This is a genomic window from Streptomyces sp. NBC_00212, assembly GCF_045206365.1.
Classification (GTDB): domain Bacteria; phylum Actinomycetota; class Actinomycetes; order Streptomycetales; family Streptomycetaceae; genus Streptomyces.
The window spans coordinates 2,800,039-2,813,641 of the sequence record NZ_CP108115.1; the positions used below are offsets into that span (position 1 = coordinate 2,800,039).

Consider the following 13,603-nt stretch of genomic DNA (forward strand, 5'->3'; position numbering starts at 1 on the left):
GGCTCAACGGGGTCCGGGGCAGAGCCCCAGCGCACCCCGCCCGACCCGCACTCCCGGCCCCGCCCCAGGAACGATCAGGCCCCCTCCAGCCCTTCCAGCCCGGCCAGCGCCCCCGGCAACTCCCCGGCGAACAGCACCCCCAGCCGCTGCGTCGCCCGCGTCAGCGCGACATACAGGTCGCTCACCCCGTACTCCCCGGGCTCAACCACCAGCACCGCATCGAACTCAAGCCCCTTCGCCTGACGCGGGTCGAGAAGGACCACCTCCCGGGTCAGGTCGGGGGCCGCCCCGGACGCCGCGTCGGGCAGCGCCGCGAGGAGCGGGCCGCGCAGGGAGCCCGGCGCGATCACCGCGAGGCGACCGGCGCCCCGCCAGGCCTCCACCGATTCCGCCACCGCCGAGGCGAGGGCAGCCGAGGTCACGGCCCGGGCCCAGGGTCGTACCCCCGTCGACCGCACCGAGCTCGGCGGCACGAAGGACGGGTCCGCCGTCCGGCACACCTCCGCCGCCACCGCCATGATCTCCGCCGGGGTGCGGTAGTTGACGCCGAGTCGGACGTGCTCCCAGTTCCCGTCCGCGACGTACGGCGAGAGGATGCGCTCCCACGAGCCGACGCCCGCCGCGTCCGCGGTCTGCGCCGGGTCGCCGACCAGCGTCATCGAACGGGTCGGGCAGCGTCGCATCAGCAGCCGCCAGGCCATCGCCGAGAGCTCCTGCGCCTCGTCGACGATGATGTGCCCGAACGCCCACGTGCGGTCCGCCGCCGCACGTTCGGCCGCGCTGCGGTGGTCGGCCTCCTCGTGCCGCTCCGCCATCCGCTCGGCGTCGATGATGTTGTGCGCCGCGAGCACCTCGGACTCCTCGTCCTCGAACTCGTACGACTCCGAGCCCGCCGAGAGGTCGAGCACGCCCTGCGCGTAGGCGATCCGCTCCTGGCGTTCGGCCTCGGCGGCGGCCCGTGCCGCGCTGTCGTCCTCGCCGAGGAGTTCGGCCGCCTCGTCGAGCAGCGGCACATCGCCCGGCGTCCACTCGCCGCCCTCGCGCCGGATCAACTTGGCGTCCTCGTCCGGGAGACGGGCCGGATCCGCCAGGAAGTCCGCGACCAGCCCCTGCGGCGTCAGCTTCGGCCACAGCTCCTCGATCGCCGCGTGCACCTCACCGCTCGTCGCGATCTCCTTGCCCATCTGGGCGGCGTCGTCCGGACCGAGCAGGTTTGGGCCGCCGAACGGGTCCGCGCCGATCCGCTCGACCAGTTGCGCGGTGAGCGCGTCGATGATGTGGAACGCGAAGTGCGGCCGCGCCAGGTTGTGCGGGAGGCCGCTCTCGCGCGCCCGCCACCTCGCGTCCTCGGCCATCGCCCGGTCGAGCTGGAGCGTGCCGTACCCCTCGTGCTCGATCTCGATGGCCCACTCGGGCACGGTCTGGCGGTCGCGCACGGCCGCCGCGAGCACCTCGGCCATGGCGGCGCGGCCCTTGACCTCGGCCGCCTCGGGGGTGTCGGTGCCGGTCGCGTGCACGCCGGGGAACAGCTCGGACATGGTCGACAGGAGCACCCCGGTCTCGCCGAGCGAGGGCAGCACGTCGCCGATGTAGCCGAGGAAGGCGGGGTTGGGCCCGACGATGAGCACGGCCCGCCGGGCCAGCAACTCCCGGTATTCGTACAGGAGATACGCCGCCCGGTGCAGCGCGACGACGGTCTTGCCGGTGCCGGGCCCGCCCTCGACGACGAGCACCCCGCGGTGCGGGGCCCGGATGATGCGGTCCTGCTCGGCCTGGATGGTCTGCACGATGTCGTGCATCCGGCCGGTGCGGGCGGCGTCCAGCGCGGCGAGCAGCACCTCGTCGGCGTTGGCGCCCTCGTGCCCGGTGCGCTCCGCGTCCGTCAGGTCCAGGAGTTCGTCATGGAGCGCGGTGACGGTGCGGCCCTCGGTGGTGATGTGCCGCCTGCGCCGCAATCCCATCGGGGAATGCCCGGTGGCGAGATAGAAGGGCCGGGCCACTTCGGCCCGCCAGTCGATCACCAGCGGAGTGCGTTCCCGGTCGTTCCTGCGGATTCCGATGCGTCCGACGTGATGCGCCGTACCGTCCTGGAAATCGAGCCTCCCGAAGCACAGCCCGTTCTCGCCCGCGTTGAGCGCGCCGAGCAGCCCGGACTGCTCGGCGACCATCACATCCCGTTCGAGCCGGGCCTGAAGACCGGTGCCGACCTGCGACAACGCCGACTGCACCGCGACCTCGGCCTGATCCCGCAGATCGTCGAGACGGGCGTAGAGGTCGGTGATGAATTGCTGTTCCTTCCGAAATTCCTCGGTTGACAATTCCACTCCTGACGCGATACAGTGCTTTCATAAGGCTTCTCCGTGACTTCATTATATGAAATCGCGAAACACCTAATATACGCAAGGGAATGCCCCGGATGTCAATTCATCCGGGGCATTTTCTTTGCCGCGACCCGCGCCAGGCAGTGCCGTCAGATCACGTCTTCCAGCTCCTGCAACAGCCGCCGCTTCGGGCGCGCGCCCACCATCGACTTCACCGGTTCGCCGTCGACGAAGACCATGAGCGTGGGCATCGACAGGACGCCGTACTTCGTCGTCGTCTCCGGGTTCGTGTCCACATCGAGCTGGACGATCTTCAGCCGGTCCGCCTCCTCGACCGCCAGCGCACGAAGGACGGGGGCGATCTGCCGGCACGGCGGACACCAGTCGGCCGTGAACTCGACGAGGACCGGAAGCGCCGCCCCCCTCACCGCGTCGGCGAAGGTCTCGTCCGTGACCTCGTCCACGCCTGCCGCCTTGATCATCGCGTCATCCCCTCACTCCTCGGTCCCCCGGTCTCGTCCGGGCTCAACTCGCAGCGCGGCTCCGGACCGCCCGGAACCTCCGCAGCCGCCATCACCTCGGCCCGCGCCAGCTCGGCCCCGACCTGGGCGCGTACGGCGCCGAGCTCGTCGATCAGCGCGTCGAGCTCGGCCAGCTTGCGGCGGTACACCGCGAGCGACGCCGGACAGGTGTCCCCCGCCGGGTGGCCGGCCCGCAGGCAGTCCACGAACGGACGGGTCTCCTCCAGCTCGAACCCGAAGTCCTGCAGGGTCCTGATCTGCTGGAGCAGCCGCAGGTCGGCCTCGTCGTACGACCGGTAGCCGTTCTCCGTGCGCCGCGCGGCGAGCAGGCCGCGCGACTCGTAGTACCGAAGCGTGCGAGGTGTCGTGCCCGCCCGTGCCGCAAGTTCGCCGATGCGCATGACAAGGAACGTAAGCCTTTACGTCGGCGTCAAGGCAAGGGGAGCAAGGCAGGAAGCAAGGTAAGAGGAGCCACGAGGGCCCGGGGGCGGCTCAGTCCCGTACCGGCGGCAGCAGCGGTTTTCCCTCGCGGCCGCCCACCGGTGACGAAAGGACGATCGACGTGGTCGTGCGGCCGAGCGCCGAGGTCTGTTCCAGGATCTCTTCGAGGTGGATCGTGTCGGCGACCGCCACCTTGATGATCCAGCAGTCCTCGCCCACCACGTGGTGCACCTCGATGATCTCCGGCCGCTCCATCAGCTCCAGGGTCCTGGGGTGCTTGAGGTTGTAGCCGCCGTGCGGGCTGACCCGGATGAAGGCCTGGATGCCGTAGCCGAGCCTGGCCGGGTCGACCCGCGCCCCGTACCCGGTGATCGCCCCGCTCGCCTCCAGCCTGCGCAACCGCTCGGTGACCGCGGCCGGGCTCAGCCGGACCCGCCGGCCCAGCTCGCTGAGCTTGATCCGGCCCTCCCGCTGGACGACTTCGAGGAGCTGCCGGTCGACCTGATCGAAGCCCCCTGACGAATCGTTGGCGACGGCGCGCGAATGCCGTGGTTCTTTCGGTACGGCCGCGAGATCTCCCATGTTTCCCCCTTCAGTCCCGGAGCCGTCAACGTAACACTGGTACCCGGGAAAACCGCAGGTGGGAAGGGGATTGAGGACATGCGTGAGGTACTGGTCATCGGGGGCAACCGCTACTTCGGAAAGCGGCTCATCGCGCGGCTGATCGCGGCCGGTGACCGGGTGACGGTCCTGAACCGGGGCTCGGCGCCGCCCCCACCGGGCGCGGTCCAGCTGATCGCCGACCGCGACGACGAGGCGTCCCTCGCGGCCGCGCTCGGCGGGCGCACCTTCGACGTGGTGGTCGACCAGGTCTGCTACACCCCGCGCCAGGCCGGCATCGCCCGCCGCGTCTTCGCCGGCCGCACCGCGCGCTACGTCATGACGTCGACGGTCGAGGTGTACGAGTACGAGGACTCCGCCGGGCTGGTCGGCGAGGACGTCCTGGACCCCGCCACGGTCATTGTCACGCCCCAACTCCCTTGGCAGGAGCCCGAGTTCGTCGCCGCGCGCTACGGCGAGGGCAAGCGGCAGGCCGAGGCGGTGTTCGCCGCGGGCCCGGACTTCCCGTACGTCGCCGTGCGGGTGGCCCATGTCCTGGGCGGGGCCGACGACTTCACCGGGCGGCTCGCCCACTACGCGGACCGGATCCGCAGCGGCGAGCCGGTCGCGGTGCCGGCGACGAACCGCCCGGCGACGTACATCGACGTCGAGGAGATCGCGGAGTTCCTGTTCTGGGTGACCCGGCAGGACTTCACCGGTCCGGTGAACGCCGCCTCGCACGGGCCGCTGACCACCGAGGACATCGTGGCGGCGGTCGCGGGCGCGCTGGGCGGCGACCACCGGGCCGTGCGGTACCAGCCGGTGGAGGTCGGCGCGGTCTCGCCGTTCTCCTTCGCCCGCTCGTACGGGATGGACACCAGCCGCGCCGAGTCGCTCGGCTTCACGTTCACACACACCGAAAGCTGGCTGCCGCGCGCGGTGGCCGAGACGATGGGGGTCAACTGACATGCGGATACGCACACTTGGACCGTACGAGGTCGGCGCCATCGGCTACGGGGCGATGCCGCTGTCGATCGAGGGGCGGCCGGACGAAGCGCGGGCAGTCGCCACTGTGCACGCGGCCCTGGACGCGGGCGTCACGCTCATCGACACCGCCGACTCCTACTACGCGCCCGGCGGCGAGCCGGGCCACAACGAGCTCCTCGTCGCCCGCGCCCTCGCCTCGTACGGCGGCGCCACCGATCACGTCCTGGTCGCGACCAAGGGCGGCCGGGGGCGCACCGACGACGGCGGCTGGACGGTGAACGGCGACCCGGGCCAGCTGCGGCGGGCCGCCGAGGGATCGCTGAAGCGGCTCGGCGTCGAGGCGATCGGGCTCTACCAGCTGCACAAGCCGGACCCAGAGGTTCCGTTCGCCGAATCCCTGGGCGCGCTGCGGGAGTTGGCCACGGAGGGCAAGATCCGCACCGTCGGCATCTCCAACGCGGACACGGGCCGGATCCGTGAGGCGAAGGCGGTTCTGGGCGACCTGCTCGTCTCCGTACAGAACCGCTACTCGCCCGCCGTACGCGACGGCGAGCCCGAGCTGCGGCTCTGCGCCGAGCTCGGGCTCGCCTACCTGCCCTGGAGCCCGCTGGGCGGGATCTCGCGCAGCGCCCTCGACGGGCCCGGCGGCCCGGAGGCCCGATCGGCCTTCCACACGGTGGCCGACGCCCGGGGCGTCAGCCCTCAACAGGTGGCGCTGGCTTGGCTGTTGACGCTGTCGCCGACGCTGATCCCGATCCCGGGGGCCAGCCGCCCCGAGTCGATACGGGATTCGGCCGGAGCGGCCGATCTCGTACTGACCGGGGCGGAGCTGGCGTTGCTGCCCTGAGCGATCAGAGCGTTCAGACGGACACAGGCTCGCGCTCCGAGCCGTCCGAAGCCTGCTCCTGCTGCGCGTCGCCCTTGCCGCGGCGCGGCAGCAGGACGGCGACGAGGACGGTTCCCACGCCCAGGATGACCGCGCCGATGAGGCTGGTGTGGGCGACGGCGTCGGAGAACGCGGAGCCGACCGCGTGGCTCATCTGCTGGGCACCGGCGCCCAGTTGCTCGGCCTGGGCCTTCAGCTGGGCCGCCTGCTGCGGGGTACCCGCGTGCAGCGCCTGGGCGCCGAGCTGCTTGGCCTGTTCGCCGATGCCCTGGGCGACGGCGTATCCGGCGCCGACCGAGTCCTGCGCGGTGGCGAGCGCGGAGGCTGGCAGCTTGGAGCCCGCGGTCGCGTCCGCGAGGTGCGAGGAGTAGGAGCCGGCGAGCACCGAGCCGAGGATGGCGATGCCGAGCGAGCCGCCGAGTTCGAGCGAGGTGTCGTTGACCGCGCCGCCGACGCCGAGCTCGGCCTCCGGGAAGGCGCCCATGATCGCGTCGGTGCAGGGCGACAGGGCGAGCCCGATGGCGACGCCGAGGATGATCAGCGGGGCGAGGAAGTCGCCGTATCCGGAACCGGCGTCGATGCGGGTGAGCAGCGCGAGCGCGACGGTTCCGGCGACCATGCCCGCGGTGACCGTGACCTTCATGCCGAGCCGCGGCGTGAGGAACCCGGTGAGCGCGGAGCCCACGAAGACCGCGCCGGCCAGCGGCAGCATGCGGATGCCGGTCTCCAGCGGGGTGTAGCCGAGCACGAACTGGAGGTGCTGGGTCAGGTAGTAGAAGGCACCGAAGACCGCGAGGAAGAAGAGCGCGACGGCGAGCAGCGAGCCGGAGAACATCCGGTGCGCGAAGCGGCGTACGTCCAGGACGGGCCGCGGGTGGCGCAGCTCCCACAGCACGAAGACCACGAAGCCGAGCCCGGCGACGACGGCGGCGGATATCGCCTTGGCGTCCCAGCCGAAGTGCGGGCCCTGGATGATCATGTAGACCAGCGCGCCGACGGAGACGACCGAGAGCAGCCCGCCCACGTAGTCGATGCGGTCGTGGTGGGCGGCCTTCGACGGCGGTACGAGGACGAACGCGCCCAGGACCGCGAGCAGCGCGATCGGCACGTTGATCAGGAACGTCGAGGCCCAGCCGTGGTTCTCCAGGAGCGCCCCGGCGACCAACGGCCCGGCGGCGATGGCGATCCCGGCGGTCGCGGTCCACAGCAGAATCGCCTTGGCGCGCTCCGCGCGCGGGAACGTCGAGGCGAGCAGCGACAGGGTCGCCGGCATGATCAGCGCGGCGCCGACGCCCATGACGGCGCGGGACGCGATGACACCGGTCGAGCTGTCGACGAGCGAGCCGGCCACGGAAGCGCCCGCGAAGACGAGCAGGCCGAGCACGAGCGCGCCGCGCCGGCTGTACTTGTCGCCGATCGCGCCGAGCAGCAGCATCAGGGCGGCGTACGGGACGGTGTAGCCGTCGATGACCCACTGGAGGTCGGAGCTGCTGAGCCCGAGGTCCTTGGTCATGTCGGGCGCTGCGACGGTGAGGGCGGTGTTCGCCATCACGATGATCAGCAGGCTGAGGCAGAGCACGAGCAGCGCCCACCAGCGCCGCCGGTAGGGCGCCCCCATCTTCTCGACGGGCTGGTTGATGACGAGACCCACGACGTCTCACCCTTCCTCGAACTCGCTTGCCCCGGAGGTCTGGTCTGTTCCTCCGGGCCCCGTTGGGGTAGATCTACTTGCACATCGCTGTGCAACTACACAACGGTGTGCAATTTACGCCGCTGCACGCCGCTGTGCAAAATGGGGGCGTGACTGCTACCCCTGCCGCCCCTCCCGGGGGCCGCGCCGACGCGAACCGCCGCCGCATCATGGAGGTGGCCTTCGCCGAGCTGGTCCGCGACCCGGACGCGTCGATGGACCAGATCGCCCGGGCGGCGGGCGTCGTACGGCGCACGGTGTACGGGCACTTCCCGAGCCGGGACGCGCTGATCGCGGCGCTGGTGGACGAGGCGGCGGAGACCGTCGCGGACGCGCACCGCGAGGGGCGCGAAGGCGTCACCGACCCGGCCGAGGCGCTGGCCCGGGCCACCCTCGCGGTGTGGGCGATCGCCGACCGCTACCGGCTCCTGGTGGCCCTGGCGCAGCGCAGCGTCACGATGGCGGGCATCAAGCAGCGCCTCGCCCCGGTCCGCAAGGAGTGCGTGGACCTGCTCCAACTCGGCCTGCGCGAAGGTGTGTTCACGTCCCCGCTCCCCCCGGCAGCCCTCGCCTACGTGCACGAGCAGTCCCTGTTCGGCCTGATGGAGGCGGTCAACGAGGGCGCCCTGCCCGCCTCGGAGGCGGGCCGCTCGGCGGCCACGACCCTGCTGCTCTCGGCGGGGGTCCCGGCGGAGCGGACGGCGCAGGTGGTGGAGGCGGCGCTCACGCAGTAACCGCGCGGTGAACTCCGGGCACACCACCGCGACAGGAACGCCGAAGCGGCTCGTTCCTCGGACCCGCGATCCCGGCGACCTCGCCCGGTCGCACGTCGGCGGCGAGCCAGTCCGGGCTCGCGGCGACGGAGTGCCCCACCACGGGCGTTTTCCAGCTGCGGCATAGATGGCGGCGAGGCCGAGCGACCGCACCGCTCCACCGTCTTTCAGGCTCCAGTGAATCTGTAGCGCCCGCGTAGCCCGTGAGGCCAGAGTGACGGTACGTCAACCGCCCCTCTCCCCCACGGAGTTCAGGATGCGCCGTCGTACCACCCTGAGCATGACCGCCGCCGCCACGCTCACGCTCGCCGCCCTGGCCACCACCCCGGCCCAGGCCGCCCCGGCCGACAAGGCGCAGGTGCTCGCCTCGTTCACCCAGACCAGCGCGACCAGCTCGAACGCGTTCCAGGCCGCCCGCAACGACCAGTCCCGCTGGTCCGCGTACGGCTTCGACTGGTCGACGGACTACTGCTCGGATTCCCCCGACAACCCCTTCGGCTTCCCCTTCAAGCTGTCATGCGCACGCCATGACTTCGGCTACCGCAACTACAAGGCGGCCGGCCAGTTCCCCGCGAACAAGGCCCGCATCGACAGCGCTCTGTACGAGGACCTCAAGCGCGTCTGCAACGCGTACAGCGGCGCGAAGAAGACGTCGTGCGACGCGACGGCGTGGACGTACTACGAGGCGGTGAAGAACCTGGGCAGCTGACCCCGCCCCGCCTGCGGCCCCCCGGTTCGCCCCTGTGGGGGCCGGGGCGGCAGCATGACCCCGTGACGCACGCACCCCACGAAGAGCCCGAGCACGACTCCGGGCACCGGCCGCTCCCCGCCTGGCTGCGGGTTACCCAGGGCGAGACCCGGTGGGCCTCGACGCTCGCCGTGCTCACCGCCGTCGGCCTGCAATGGGCGCTGCCCGAGCGGCTGAGCATCCATCCCGAGTGGCTGCTGCCCGGCCTGGAGATCGCGCTCATGGTCGCGCTGATCGCGGGCAACCCCGTACGCATCGAACGCGCCTCTCGGCTCTACCGGCTGGCCGGGCTCGTGCTGATCGCGTGTATCAGCGCGGCCAACGGCTGGTCGGCGGTGCGGCTCGTCGTCGGGCTCGTGCGGGGGCAGGAAGGCGCCGATGCCGCGGCCCTGTTGGTGACGGGCGGCGGCATCTGGCTGACCAACGTGATCGTGTTCGCGCTCTGGTACTGGGAGTGGGACCGGGGCGGTCCGGTCGCCCGGATGCAGGCGACCCGCACCTTTCCCGACTTCCTCTTCCCTCAGATGCAGAGCCCGGAGCTCGCCCCGCCGCACTGGGAGCCGGCCTTTCCGGACTATCTGTACCTGTCGTTCACCAACGCCACCGCGTTCAGCCCGACGGACGTCATGCCGCTGAACCGGTGGGCGAAGATGCTGATGATGTTGCAGTCGGCTGTGTCACTGCTGACCGTCGTGCTGGTTGTCGCTCGCGCCGTCAACATTCTCAAGTAGGCGCCCTTCTCAAGTAGCCACCGGAGACGGCGACTTGTCTTCCTCGCGCTGCTCCGGGACCTCCGGCTCCCCCACCGTCAGCATCCGCTCGTCGAACGGGAGGCGGCCCGCCAGGACCTCCCCGACCCGGGTCTTGTCGATCTCCTTCGTCCACGTGCCGACCAGCACGCACGCCACCGCGTTGCCCGCGAAGTTGGTCAGTGCGCGCGCCTCGCTCATGAAGCGGTCGATGCCGACGATCAGGCCGACCCCGTCGACCAGTTCGGGGCGGTGCGACTGGAGCCCGCCCGCCAGGGTCGCCAGGCCCGCGCCCGTGACGCCCGCCGCGCCCTTCGAGGCGATGATCATGAAGAGGAGCAGCGAGATCTGCTCGCTCGCGCCCAGCGGCTTGCCCATCGCGTTCGCGATGAACAGCGACGACATCGTCAGGTAGATCGCGGTGCCGTCCAGGTTGAACGAGTAGCCGGTCGGCACGGTGATGCCGGCCACCGAGCGGCTCACACCCAGGTGCTCCATCTTCGCGATGAGCCGCGGCAGCGCCGACTCGGAGGAGGACGTGGACAGGATCAGCAGGAACTCCCTGGCCAGGTACTTCAGGAGGCTGAAGATGTTCACGCCGGTCATCAGCTTCAGGATCGCGCCGAGGACCACGAAGACGAACAGGGCGCAGGTGACGTAGAAGCCGATCATGATGACCGCCAGGGCCTTCAGGGCGTCCACGCCGGTCTCGCCGACCACCCCCGCGATCGCGCCGAACGCGCCGATGGGCGCGACCCACATCACCATCGCCAGGATGCGGAAGACGAGCCGCTGGATGTGCTCGACGCCGCGCAGTACCGGCTGTCCCGCCGAGCCGAGCGCCTGGAGGGCGAAGCCGGCGAGCAGAGCGATCAGGAGGGTCTGGAGGACCTGGCCCTCGGTGAACGCGGACACCATCGTCTTGGGGATGATCCCGAGCAGGAAGTCCGCCGTCGACTCGCTGGCGCCCGCGGCCTGCTTGGCACCCGCGTGCCGCGCGGCCTCGGTCAGATGCAGACCGGAGCCGGGCTCCAGGACGTTGCCGACCAGGAGGCCGATGGCGAGCGCCACCGTCGACATGAGGAGGAAGTAGCCGAGCGCGAGGCCGCCCACGGCGCCGACCTTGGCGGCCTTTCGCACCGAGCCGACGCCGAGCACGATCGTGCAGAAGATGATGGGCGAGATCATCATCTTGATCAGGTTCACGAACCCGGTGCCGATCGGCTTCAGCTCGACGGCGACCCCCGGCGCCGCGAAGCCCACGACGATGCCGAGGATCACCGCGCCGATCACGGCCAGGTAGAGATAGTGGGTGCGCTCCCGGCGTGCGGGCGGCTCTGCCACGGGGTCCACGGGGTTCCTCCTCGGTTGCGGCTGGCGGCCATGTCCCGATGGCCGATTCAGCGATCCCCGCGACTATCCAGCACACTGTGACGCCGGTCACCCTTACGTGCATTTCGTTCATGCAGATCCAGCCAGCACACTTACCGGATGCGTCTCCCAGGACCCCGCTCCCTCGCCGGCCAGCTCTTCGCCATGCAGGTGGTCCTGGTCGCCGCGATCGTGGCGGGGTGCGCGCTCTTCTCGTACGTCACCGACCGGCACCAGGCCGAGGAGACCGCGCGGCGCCAGGCGATCGCGACCGCGACCTCCGTGGCCGCGTCCCCGGCGGTCGTCGAGGCGGCCCGCACCAAGAACCCCACGCCCGCCCTCCAGCCGTACGCCGAGACGCTGCGCACCACGACCGGCGTCGACTTCGTCGTGGTCATGGCCCCGGACGGGACCCGCTGGACGCATCCCGTCCTGGGCGAGATCGGGAAGAAGTACCTCGGCGACACCGCCCCGGCGCTGCGCGGGAAGACGTTCGCCGAGACGCACTTGGGGGTGCTCGGGCTTTCCGTACGGGTCGTGGCGCCGGTCATCGACCCGAATGATCATGGCCGGATCACCGCGCTCGTCAGCGCGGGCATCACCATCGACAGGATCAGCGAGCAGGTGCGGAAGCAGTTGGTGGCGCTGGTCGCCATGGCGGGCGGCGCGCTCGCGCTCGGCGGCCTCGGCACGTACGTGATCAACGCGCGGCTGCGCCGCCACACGCACGGCATGAACGCCGCCGAGCTGAGCCGCATGCACGACTACCACCAGGCCACCCTGCACGCGGTGCGCGAGGGGCTGCTCATGCTGGACGGGGAGCGGCGGATCGCGCTGATCAACGACGGCGGGCGCGAGCTGCTCGGGCTCGGCGGGGACGCGGTGGGCCGCCCGGTGGCCGGGATCGGCCTGCCCGCCCGGCTCACCGGGGCGCTCCTCGCCTCCGAGCCGAGGGTGGACGAGGTCCACATGACGGCCGACCGGGTCGTGGTCCTGAACACCCGGCCGGTCTCCTCCGGCGGGCGGCGCGGCACGGTGGTGACCCTGCGCGACCACACCGAACTCCAGGCGCTTTCCGGTGAGTTGGACTCCGAGCGCGGCTTCACCCAGGCCCTGCGGGCGCAGGCCCACGAGGCCGCGAACCGGCTGCACACGGTGGTCTCGCTCATCGAGCTGGGCCGCGTGCCGGAAGCCGTCGAGTTCGCCACCGCCGAGCTGGAGCTGGCCCAGGCGCTCACCGATCAGGTGGTCACGGCGGTCGGCGAACCGGTGCTCGCCGCGCTGCTGCTCGGCAAGGCGGCGCAGGCCAACGAGCAAGGCGTGGAGCTGGTCCTCACCGAGGGCAGCGCGATCGGCGACGGCCTCCTTCCGGCCACGCTGCCGGCCCGCGACCTGGTCACCGTCCTCGGCAACCTGATCGACAACGCGGTGGACGCGGCGCAGGGCAGCGCGGCCGCCGAGGTCGCCGTCACGCTCACCACCGAGGACGGGCAGCTCCTGGTGCGGGTCGCGGACAGCGGGCCCGGCATCGACCCGGCCGCCGCCGAGGCCGTGTTCGAGCGGGGGTGGTCGACGAAGAGCCCGGGGCGCGGCCTCGGCCTCGCGCTGGTGCGGCTCGCGGCGGCCCGGCACGGCGGCACCATCGCACTGGATCAAAGTCCGTACGGGGGAGCCGAGTTCACCGTAAGACTGCCCATAGAGCAGGGAGTGCGCGCATGATCAGGGTGCTGGTCGTCGAGGACGATCCCGTCGCCGCCGAGGCGCACCGGCTCTACGTCGGCCGGGTGCCCGGCTTCACCGCCGTCGCGGTCGCGCACTCGCGGGCCGAGGCGCTGCGCGCCCTGGAGCGGACCGAGGTGGACCTGCTGCTGCTCGACCTGTACCTGCCGGACGGCCACGGCCTCCAGCTCGTACGGTCGCTGCGGGCGGCCGGGCACAGCGCCGATGTGGTCGCGGTGACCTCGGCCCGGGATCTGACGATGGTGCGCGAGGGCGTCTCGCTCGGGGTCGTGCAGTACGTACTGAAGCCGTTCACCTTCCCCACGCTGCGCGACCGGCTCGTGCGGTACGCGGAGTTCCGGGCGACGGCCGGGGAGGCGAGCGGGCAGGAAGAGGTCGACCGGGCGCTCGCCGCGCTGCGCGCCCCGCAGCCCTCCGCGCTCCCCAAGGGCCTGAGCGCGCCCACCCTCCAGGCCGTCACGCGGACCTTGCGCGAGGCGCCGGAAGGGGTGACGGCCGCCGAGACCGGCCTCGCGGTCGGCATCTCGCGGATCACCGCGCGCCGCTACCTGGAGCACCTGGTCACCACCGGCCGCGCCGAGCGCACCCCGCAGTACGGTCAGATCGGCCGCCCCGAGTTGCAGTACCGCTGGCTCAACTCCTCGCACGGCGACGGCAGTTGACAAGGTTGTCGGGCGGGGGTGGGCGCGGGGTTGACCTTGCCTGCGGGCGCCCTTACGTTCACCGGGCAGCCAAGTGCGGCCGTGGCCATGGCCGCACGCCTGGCCAGAGGAGGT

13 protein-coding genes are annotated in these 13,603 nt (G+C 71.5%); 7 read left to right on the forward strand and 6 right to left on the reverse strand.

All coding sequences use genetic code 11. The features are described from left to right. Positions 1–74: 74 nt before the first annotated feature. From OHA17_RS12535 to OHA17_RS12550, 4 genes are all read right to left on the reverse strand, one after another. A complete protein-coding gene (locus tag OHA17_RS12535; protein ID WP_406506640.1) occupies positions 75–2,318 on the reverse strand; it encodes a HelD family protein in 2,244 nt (747 codons plus the stop codon). Between the two features lie 152 nt (positions 2,319–2,470). Beyond that, positions 2,471–2,803 carry a thioredoxin gene (trxA, locus tag OHA17_RS12540; protein ID WP_406506642.1) on the reverse strand — a complete coding sequence of 111 codons (333 nt, stop codon included), beginning with the start codon at positions 2,801–2,803 and terminating at the stop codon, positions 2,471–2,473. Further along, on the reverse strand, positions 2,800–3,243 hold the full coding sequence (locus OHA17_RS12545; protein WP_053723753.1) for a MerR family transcriptional regulator: 444 nt from the start codon (positions 3,241–3,243) through the stop codon (positions 2,800–2,802). The genes trxA and OHA17_RS12545 overlap by 4 nt, the downstream gene beginning before the upstream one ends. Positions 3,244–3,334: 91 nt before the next feature. After that, on the reverse strand, positions 3,335–3,865 hold the full coding sequence (locus OHA17_RS12550; RefSeq protein WP_398879327.1) for an Lrp/AsnC family transcriptional regulator: 531 nt from the start codon (positions 3,863–3,865) through the stop codon (positions 3,335–3,337). A 78-nt stretch (positions 3,866–3,943) separates the two neighbouring features. Here OHA17_RS12550 and OHA17_RS12555 point away from each other — a divergent pair, with 78 nt between their 5' ends. Further along, a complete protein-coding gene (locus OHA17_RS12555; protein ID WP_406506645.1) occupies positions 3,944–4,849 on the forward strand; it encodes an NAD-dependent epimerase/dehydratase family protein in 906 nt (301 codons plus the stop codon). Between the two features lies 1 nt (position 4,850). Then, on the forward strand, positions 4,851–5,717 hold the full coding sequence (locus tag OHA17_RS12560; RefSeq protein ID WP_406506647.1) for an aldo/keto reductase: 867 nt from the start codon (positions 4,851–4,853) through the stop codon (positions 5,715–5,717). Between the two features lie 13 nt (positions 5,718–5,730). Here OHA17_RS12560 and OHA17_RS12565 read toward each other — a convergent pair whose 3' ends face one another. After that, complete coding sequence (locus tag OHA17_RS12565) at positions 5,731–7,374, reverse strand: MFS transporter (protein WP_406510696.1); 1,644 nt, start codon at positions 7,372–7,374, stop codon at positions 5,731–5,733. 242 nt (positions 7,375–7,616) lie between these two features. Between OHA17_RS12565 and OHA17_RS12570 the strand changes: the two genes are divergently transcribed. The 3 genes from OHA17_RS12570 to OHA17_RS12580 all read left to right on the forward strand — a co-directional run bounded on the left by OHA17_RS12570 (position 7,617) and on the right by OHA17_RS12580 (position 9,698). Beyond that, positions 7,617–8,180, forward strand: a complete 564-nt coding sequence (locus tag OHA17_RS12570; RefSeq protein WP_406510697.1) for a TetR/AcrR family transcriptional regulator — start codon at positions 7,617–7,619, stop codon at positions 8,178–8,180. Between the two features lie 295 nt (positions 8,181–8,475). Further along, the gene (locus OHA17_RS12575) at positions 8,476–8,928 is read left to right on the forward strand and encodes a phospholipase (RefSeq protein ID WP_398879319.1); all 453 of its coding nucleotides are present in this window, start codon (positions 8,476–8,478) and stop codon (positions 8,926–8,928) included. Between the two features lie 62 nt (positions 8,929–8,990). Next, positions 8,991–9,698 carry a hypothetical protein gene (locus tag OHA17_RS12580; RefSeq protein WP_406506649.1) on the forward strand — a complete coding sequence of 236 codons (708 nt, stop codon included), beginning with the start codon at positions 8,991–8,993 and terminating at the stop codon, positions 9,696–9,698. A 9-nt stretch (positions 9,699–9,707) separates the two neighbouring features. On the opposite strand, the gene OHA17_RS12585 is transcribed toward OHA17_RS12580, so the two are convergent. Next, on the reverse strand, positions 9,708–11,060 hold the full coding sequence (locus OHA17_RS12585) for a cation:dicarboxylate symporter family transporter (protein WP_406510698.1): 1,353 nt from the start codon (positions 11,058–11,060) through the stop codon (positions 9,708–9,710). Positions 11,061–11,207: 147 nt separating this feature from the next. Between OHA17_RS12585 and OHA17_RS12590 the strand changes: the two genes are divergently transcribed. Both OHA17_RS12590 and OHA17_RS12595 read left to right on the forward strand, forming a co-directional pair. Next, positions 11,208–12,806, forward strand: a complete 1,599-nt coding sequence (locus tag OHA17_RS12590; protein ID WP_406506651.1) for an ATP-binding protein — start codon at positions 11,208–11,210, stop codon at positions 12,804–12,806. Then, entirely contained in the window at positions 12,803–13,489 is a 687-nt protein-coding gene (locus tag OHA17_RS12595; RefSeq protein WP_406506653.1) for a response regulator, read from the forward strand. The genes OHA17_RS12590 and OHA17_RS12595 overlap by 4 nt, the downstream gene beginning before the upstream one ends. The last annotated feature ends 114 nt before the right edge of the window (positions 13,490–13,603 follow it).

What these genes read in the sequence shown, in the direction of transcription:
- OHA17_RS12560 (WP_406506647.1), top strand. Translation starts at nt 4,851, where the DNA reads ATGCGGATACGCACACTTGGACCGTACGAGGTCGGCGCCATCGGCTAC.
- OHA17_RS12565 (WP_406510696.1), bottom strand. Translation starts at nt 7,374, where the DNA reads ATGGGGGCGCCCTACCGGCGGCGCTGGTGGGCGCTGCTCGTGCTCTGC.
- OHA17_RS12595 (WP_406506653.1), top strand. Translation starts at nt 12,803, where the DNA reads ATGATCAGGGTGCTGGTCGTCGAGGACGATCCCGTCGCCGCCGAGGCG.
- trxA (WP_406506642.1), bottom strand. Translation starts at nt 2,803, where the DNA reads ATGATCAAGGCGGCAGGCGTGGACGAGGTCACGGACGAGACCTTCGCC.
- OHA17_RS12555 (WP_406506645.1), top strand. Translation starts at nt 3,944, where the DNA reads ATGCGTGAGGTACTGGTCATCGGGGGCAACCGCTACTTCGGAAAGCGG.
- OHA17_RS12550 (WP_398879327.1), bottom strand. Translation starts at nt 3,865, where the DNA reads ATGGGAGATCTCGCGGCCGTACCGAAAGAACCACGGCATTCGCGCGCC.
- OHA17_RS12545 (WP_053723753.1), bottom strand. Translation starts at nt 3,243, where the DNA reads ATGCGCATCGGCGAACTTGCGGCACGGGCGGGCACGACACCTCGCACG.
- OHA17_RS12575 (WP_398879319.1), top strand. Translation starts at nt 8,476, where the DNA reads ATGCGCCGTCGTACCACCCTGAGCATGACCGCCGCCGCCACGCTCACG.
- OHA17_RS12590 (WP_406506651.1), top strand. Translation starts at nt 11,208, where the DNA reads ATGCGTCTCCCAGGACCCCGCTCCCTCGCCGGCCAGCTCTTCGCCATG.
- OHA17_RS12570 (WP_406510697.1), top strand. Translation starts at nt 7,617, where the DNA reads ATGGAGGTGGCCTTCGCCGAGCTGGTCCGCGACCCGGACGCGTCGATG.